General features: G+C 69.4%; 6 protein-coding genes. 1 reads left to right on the top strand and 5 read right to left on the bottom strand.

All coding sequences use genetic code 11. The annotated features are described in order from the left end of the window. Positions 1–422: 422 nt before the first annotated feature. Positions 423–656, top strand: coding sequence for a hypothetical protein (locus FV242_RS23900; protein WP_147940654.1), 234 nt, complete (start codon positions 423–425; stop codon positions 654–656). Positions 657–687: 31 nt separating this feature from the next. Here FV242_RS23900 and FV242_RS23895 read toward each other — a convergent pair whose 3' ends face one another. The 5 genes from FV242_RS23895 to FV242_RS23875 form a co-directional block, all read right to left on the bottom strand. Next, the gene (locus FV242_RS23895; protein WP_147909266.1) at positions 688–1668 is read right to left on the bottom strand and encodes a type II secretion system F family protein; all 981 of its coding nucleotides are present in this window, start codon (positions 1666–1668) and stop codon (positions 688–690) included. 26 nt (positions 1669–1694) lie between these two features. Continuing rightward, entirely contained in the window at positions 1695–2672 is a 978-nt protein-coding gene (locus FV242_RS23890) for a type II secretion system F family protein (protein WP_147940653.1), read from the bottom strand. 2 nt (positions 2673–2674) lie between these two features. Then, complete coding sequence (locus FV242_RS23885) at positions 2675–4120, bottom strand: CpaF family protein (RefSeq protein WP_147940652.1); 1446 nt, start codon at positions 4118–4120, stop codon at positions 2675–2677. 54 nt (positions 4121–4174) lie between these two features. Then, positions 4175–5419: an AAA family ATPase gene (locus FV242_RS23880; protein WP_147909263.1), complete on the bottom strand. Its 1245-nt coding sequence runs from the start codon at positions 5417–5419 to the stop codon at positions 4175–4177. Between the two features lie 65 nt (positions 5420–5484). Next, the gene (locus FV242_RS23875; protein WP_147940651.1) at positions 5485–6231 is read right to left on the bottom strand and encodes a CpaD family pilus assembly protein; all 747 of its coding nucleotides are present in this window, start codon (positions 6229–6231) and stop codon (positions 5485–5487) included. Between the last annotated feature and the right edge of the window lie 4 nt (positions 6232–6235).

Here is a 6235-nt window from a genome sequence, read left to right as displayed (position 1 = left end):
CCATAATCCGCTATCCGGCTCTGTTCGCGCGAGGGGCCACCAAACCACAGGCCGGAGCCTGTTGCACGCCCGGTCGCCGGCCGGAGACTTCGCGGTCGGACGGTTTCGTCAGGCCCCCGGGGGGACCGGCGCGGGGCCGCAATCCCGCGGCCAGCTACGCACCCGGCACCGTGGTCCGATGCAGCGAATGCACGCTGGTCTTGTTTTCAATCGTTGTAACCCCAGTTACGACAACACGATGACGCTCACCGCGCCAGCCGTCGAGGCCGGCTCGGGCGGGTCGCCCCCGATGCCGTTCCGCGAGACGCCAGTCCCGGACACGCGAGACGGGGCCGCCGCCTGAAGGAGGAGCGTTCGATCCTCCCTCTCTGCCGAGGCGCCCGCGCCGACCGTGCAGCCTGCTTATTGAGCCGATCACCCCCATGAATCAACTCGTCCGCATGTCTCAGATCGGTGATGCCGAGGGCGTCCAGGAGCCGTCGGCGGACCTGCGCGTGCCCTTCGCGCAATCCGGTGCCTTCGTGTGCAAGTACATCATCGGCGAGCCGAACGACCGTGCCGTCTGCTGCGGCGCGCCGGTCGCCGACGGCAAGAGCTGGTGCGCGTTCCACCGGCGCATCGTGTTCGAGCCGACCCGTCCCGGCCGTATCCGCTGAGCGTCTGATCGATCAGGTTCCGCGCTGGCCGTCACTGCGTCCGCATGACCTGGATGACGGCGGGCGTGATGATGACGACGAACAGCACCGGCAGGAAGAACAGGATCATCGGCACGGTCAGCTTGGGTGGCAGGCTGGCCGCCTTCTTCTCCGCGTCGTTCATGCGCTGGTCGCGGCTCTCCTGGCTCAGCACCCGGAGCGCCTGGCCGATCGGCGTGCCGTAGCGCTCGGCCTGGATCAGGGCGGTCGCGACCGACTTGACCGGCTCCAGCCCGGTGCGCAGCGACAGGTTCTCGTAGGCCTGCCGCCTGTCGGGCAGGAACGACATCTCGGCCGTCATCAGGGCGAGTTCCTCGGCCAGCACCACCGAGGACGTGGCGATCTCGGTGCTGACCTTCCGGAACGCGTTCTCGACCGCCATCCCCGATTCGACGCAGATCAGCGTCAGGTCGAGGGCATCCGGCCAGGCCCGCTTGATCTCGGCCTGCCGCTTCTTGGCGGTGTTGACCAGGAACAGCTCCGGCGCCTTGATGCCGATATAGGCCGCGCCGATCACCATCCCGATCCGCATCAGGTAGGTGGCGTCGATGGCCTCGAGCACGAACAGGTAGAACACGGCCGCGATCACCGAGGCCACCGGGACGATCAGGCGGAAGAACAGGAACGTCGTCTCGGCGCCCTGGCCGCGATAACCCGCCATCATCAGCTTGCGCTTGGCCGTATCGGTGCCGAGCCAGCGGTGCAGCTGGTACCGGTCGACGATGGACTTCATGTAGGCCTTGGGCGCCACGCGCAGGGTCGCCCGGTCGTTCGGCCGGGCCCGGTCCGCCTGGCGCTCCCGCCGCCGGATGAGCTCGCGCTCGTCGCTGACGATCTTCATCCGCTTGGCGAGCTTGTCCGACTCGAAGAAGGGCTGTGCCACCGCGAAGGCGGTCGCGCCCGCCGCGACGGCGGTCAGCAGCGTGCCCATGAAGCGGGGATCGAACAGCTTCTCCGCGATGGCGTCGATCATGGGACGGGATCCGGATCCAACGGGGCTCAGAAGTCGAAGGCGATCATCTTCTTGATCGTGAAGACGCCGATCGACATCCAGATCGCCGCCCCCACCAGCGCGATCGTGCCGACATCCGTCGTCCAGAGCAGCGAGATGTAATCCGGGCTGGTGAGCGTGGTGATGCCCGCCACGCCGAAGGGCAGGCACGCGATGATCGAGGCCGAGGCCTTGGCTTCCATGCTCATCGCCTGGACCTTGCCGCGCATCTTGGCCCGGTCGCGCAGCACCACCGAGAGGTTGTTCAACGCCTCCGACAGGTTGCCGCCGGATTGCTGCTGGATGTTGATCACGATCGCGAAGAAGTTGACCTCGGCGGTCGGCACCCGCTCGAACAGGCGCGAGACCGCCTCGCCGAGCGAGAGACCCATCGCCTGGGTCTCGATCACCGTCCGGAACTCGCTGCGCACCGGCTCCTCGGCCTCGCGCGAGACCATGCGGAAGCAGTCGCCGACGGGGATGCCGGTGCGGATGCCGCGCACCACCACGTCCACCGCGTTGGGCAACTCCTTGTTGAACTTCGCGATGCGCCGGAGCCGCAGGTGGCGCAGCAGCCAGGCGGGGACGCCGAAGCCCCCCGCGAAGGCCGCGCCGGCCGCCGCCACGGGGCTGTCGGTGACGATGAACAGCAGCAGGCCGAGGATCGCGGCGCAGCCCCCCGAGACCGTGTAGAAGGTCCGCTTGGTCCAGCTCAGGCCGGCGCGGGCGAGCTTCAGCTCCAGCGTCGCCGTGTTGGCGTTCTTGGCCTTCGCCTCGATCTCGCTCAGCGTCTTGGCGACCTGCTCCCGCCGGTTGACCGCGACCCCGCGCACCGCCGCCCCGGAGGCCGTGACGCCGATCGACTTCAACCGCTTGCTCGCCCGGCGCTGACCGCCGAGCAGCGGCAGCACCGCCACGTAGGCCACGGCCGCCACGGCGATGCCGATCAGGCCGGCGGCGAGCGGGAGCTGGGACGAATCCGCCATGGTCACGCCCCGTCGACGATCTCGGCGGCGTCGAGCGCCTCGCCGAGCCGGCGGTCGAGGCCGTAGTAGCGGGCGCGCTCCCAGAATTTCGGCCGGCCGACGCCGGTGGAGCGATGGCGCCCGATCAGCTTGCCGTTCGGGTCCTCGCCGACGATGTCGTAGAGGAAGATGTCCTGCGTGGTGATGACGTCGCCCTCCATCCCCAGCACCTCGGTGATGTGGGTGATGCGGCGGGAGCCGTCGCGCAGGCGCATGGCCTGGATCACCACGTCGATCGAGCCGCAGATCATCTCGCGCAGGGTCTTCGACGGCAGCGTGAACCCGCCCATCGAGATCATCGACTCGATGCGCGACAGACATTCGCGCGGGCTGTTGGCGTGGAGCGTGCCCATCGAGCCGTCATGGCCGGTGTTCATCGCCTGCAGCAGGTCGAAGGCCTCGGGGCCGCGGACCTCGCCGACGATGATCCGCTCGGGCCGCATGCGCAGGCAGTTCTTGACGAGGTCGCGCATGGTGACCTGCCCCTGGCCCTCCATGTTGGGCGGGCGCGTCTCCAGGCGGACGACGTGGGGCTGCTGGAGCTGCAATTCGGCCGCGTCCTCGCAGGTGATGACCCGCTCGTCGTGCTCGATGAAGGCCGTGAGGCAGTTCAGCAGCGTGGTCTTGCCCGAGCCGGTGCCACCCGAGATGACCACGTTGCAGCGCGACTGGCCGATGATCTTCAGGACCTCGGCACCCTCCGGGGAGATCGCCCCGAAGCGCACGAGCTGCTCGAGGGTCAGCTTGTCCTTCTTGAACTTGCGGATCGTCAGGGCCGGTCCATCGATGGACAACGGCGGTGCGATAACGTTGACGCGGGAGCCGTCCGGCAGGCGCGCGTCGCAGATCGGCGAGGCGTCGTCGACCCGGCGGCCGACTTGGCTGACGATCCGCTGGCAGATGTTCATCAGCTGCTGGTTGTCGCGGAAGCGGACATTGGTCAGCTGGATCTTGCCGTCGACCTCGATGAAGGTCCGGTTGGCGCCGTTGACCATGATGTCGGCGATGTCGTCGCGGGCGAGCAGCGGCTCCAGCGGGCCGTAGCCGAGCACGTCGTTGCAGATGTCGTCGAGCAGCTCTTCCTGCTCGGCGATCGACAGGACGATGTTCTTGAGCCCGATGATCTCCGTGACGATGTCGCGGATCTCCTCACGGGCGGTCTCGGCGTCGAGGCGCGAGAGCTGCGTGAGGTCGATCGCCTCGATCAGGGCGCCGAAGATCAGGCTCTTGGTCCGGTAATAATCCTCGGAGCGCAGGTTCTCGACCGCCACCGGGGCGGCGGGCTTGGGCGGCGGCTTGGGCGCCGGGGCGGAGTCGCGCAGCACCGGCGCCGTCGGCACAGCGGCCCGCGCGTGCGGGACCGGTGCGGGCGCCGTCGGGGCGGCTCCGGATTGTCGCCTACCAAACATGGGTCAGCTCCAAGGCGCCCGCGCGTGGCATCGTCCCGGCGACGGTCTCGCGCATCACGAGGCCTTGCGGCCGGCGAGCTTGGCCAGCAGCGGCTCCAGCAGGCTCGACTTGCTGCGCCGGGTCTCCGGGCGCCCGAGGGTGACCGCCGCCAGGTCGTTGAACAGCTCCGCCACCTTCGAGCCGGCCTGGATCTCGGCGATCATCTGGCCGTTGTTGGCAGCGGTGCCGAACAGGGTCGGCTCAAACGGGATCGTGGCCGCGATCGGCGCGTCCAGGGCCTTGGCGAACTCGGCCGTGCCGATCTCCGGCCGCTTGGCCATGCCGACGCCGTTGAGCAGGATCCGGGGCGGCTGGTCGTTCGGGCGACCGTGCTTGAGCGCCCCGAGCAGGTTCTTGGCGTTGCGCAGGCAGGCGAGGTCGGGCCCGGCGACGATCAGGATCTCGTCGGCCGCGGTGAGCACGCGCTTCGACCACGCGTTCCACTGGTGCGGGATGTCGAGGACGACGCAGGGCACGCTGGCGCGCAGGTACTCGATCAGGGAATCGAAGGCCGGCTCGGACAGGTCGATGGTCCGGTCGAGGCTCGCCGGGGCCGAGAGCAGGCTCAGGTTGTCGCTGCACTTCGACAGCAGCCGCTCGACCAGGGCTGAATCCAGGCGCTCGGGGGCGAATACCGCCTCGGCGATGCCCTGCGGCGGGTCCTGGTTGAAGTTGAGCGAGGCGGTGCCGAAGGCGATGTCGAGGTCGGCGATCACGGTCTGGACGCCCTGGTTGCGGGCGACCGACCAGGCGAAGTTGTGCGCCACCGTGGAGGCCCCGATGCCGCCCTTGACGCCGTAGACCGCCACGGTGCGGCCCACCGGTTTGACGCCCGGCGCCGTGAACAGGTCGGAGATCGCCGCGATCAGGGTCAGCGGATCCACCGGCGCCATCAGGTAGTCGGAGACGCCGCGCTGGATCAGCTGCCGGTACAGGGTCACGTCGTTGACGTGGCCGATCACCAGGACGCGGGTGCCCTCGTCGCAGACTTCGGCCAGGGCATCGAGGCACTCGACCGGCTTCGAGCGCACGCCCTGCGTCTCGATGACGACGACGTTGGGAGTCGGCGCGTGCCGGTAGGCCTCGATCGCGGCGGCACCGCCTCCCATGCGGACCTTGACCTGGGCCTTCTGCATGCGCCGGTCGAGGGCTGCGCCCTCGATCATCGCGGCGGTCTCGCCGGTCTCGCAGAAGGCCTGGATCGTGATCCGGGGCACCGGGGCGATCGTGCGCTCGGATGTCTCGGACGGGTCCGCCATGACGGCACTTTCGGGTTCGTGGTCGAGTCGCGGCGTCGGGGACCAGGGGGCGCGCACCGTTCGTCCTAGTTGGTGACTTGGGACTTGACGGCGTTGGTCCCATCTTGCCGCCATGTGGTTGACGGATCCTTGCCTTCCCGCAACTGGCCGATGTCCCGGACGCGCTTGACCGTGTCGATCCGGCCCTCCGGCCGGCCGCGCACCAAGTCGACGGGATCGGCCACCTGGGCGGCGAGCGTGGCCTGGGTGGCGCAACCGAGATTCCAGCTCGGGCGGTTGCCGTAATCGGACGCGAAGTTCGAGGTGCCGAGATCCTGGGGCCATAATCCGCACTGGTCGGCGACCTTGGCCTGCATGCGCTGGAAGCTTAGGCGGATCGGCGCGGCGAGGCCGGGGGCCGCGACCGGATAGGCCGACAGGGTGACCTCGCGGGCGCCGACGCCGTCCTCGGTGCCGCGCCGGCTCAAGGCCGCGGCCGTGCGCTCCACGGCGGCGGCCTGCGCCGGCGGCAGGCCCCGGGGCACCTCCATCAGGATCCCGCCGCGGCCGTAGCGGCGGTATTCCAGCATGAAGGCGTCGATGTCGCCGGCCTGGCGCGGGTCGAGATGGCCCGGCCCGGTGGCGAACACGTCGAGACTGCGGGTGCCGTCGGCCAGGACGATCGGGTGGCGCGCCCGGTAATCCGACAGGTCGATCCCCCCGGTGGTGGCGGGCTCGCCCTTGCAGGCGGCGGCCAGCAATCCGAGCGCGCAGGCGGCCAGGAGGTTGGACTGGGCGGGCAGGGAACGTCGGGGCAGGGAACGTCGGGTCATGGAT

It is taken from the genome of Methylobacterium sp. WL64 (assembly GCF_008039945.1).
In the GTDB taxonomy this organism is placed as follows: Bacteria; Pseudomonadota; Alphaproteobacteria; order Rhizobiales; family Beijerinckiaceae; genus Methylobacterium.
Note: the sequence above shows the minus strand (reverse complement) of the source record. Positions and strands in the feature narration are given on the sequence as shown.

Excerpts from the sequence above, each read along its gene's own strand:
- FV242_RS23900 (WP_147940654.1), top strand. The coding sequence starts at position 423 with ATGAATCAACTCGTCCGCATGTCTCAGATCGGTGATGCCGAGGGCGTC.
- FV242_RS23895 (WP_147909266.1), bottom strand. The coding sequence starts at position 1,668 with ATGATCGACGCCATCGCGGAGAAGCTGTTCGATCCCCGCTTCATGGGC.
- FV242_RS23890 (WP_147940653.1), bottom strand. The coding sequence starts at position 2,672 with ATGGCGGATTCGTCCCAGCTCCCGCTCGCCGCCGGCCTGATCGGCATC.
- FV242_RS23885 (WP_147940652.1), bottom strand. The coding sequence starts at position 4,120 with ATGTTTGGTAGGCGACAATCCGGAGCCGCCCCGACGGCGCCCGCACCG.
- FV242_RS23880 (WP_147909263.1), bottom strand. The coding sequence starts at position 5,419 with ATGGCGGACCCGTCCGAGACATCCGAGCGCACGATCGCCCCGGTGCCC.
- FV242_RS23875 (WP_147940651.1), bottom strand. The coding sequence starts at position 6,231 with ATGACCCGACGTTCCCTGCCCCGACGTTCCCTGCCCGCCCAGTCCAAC.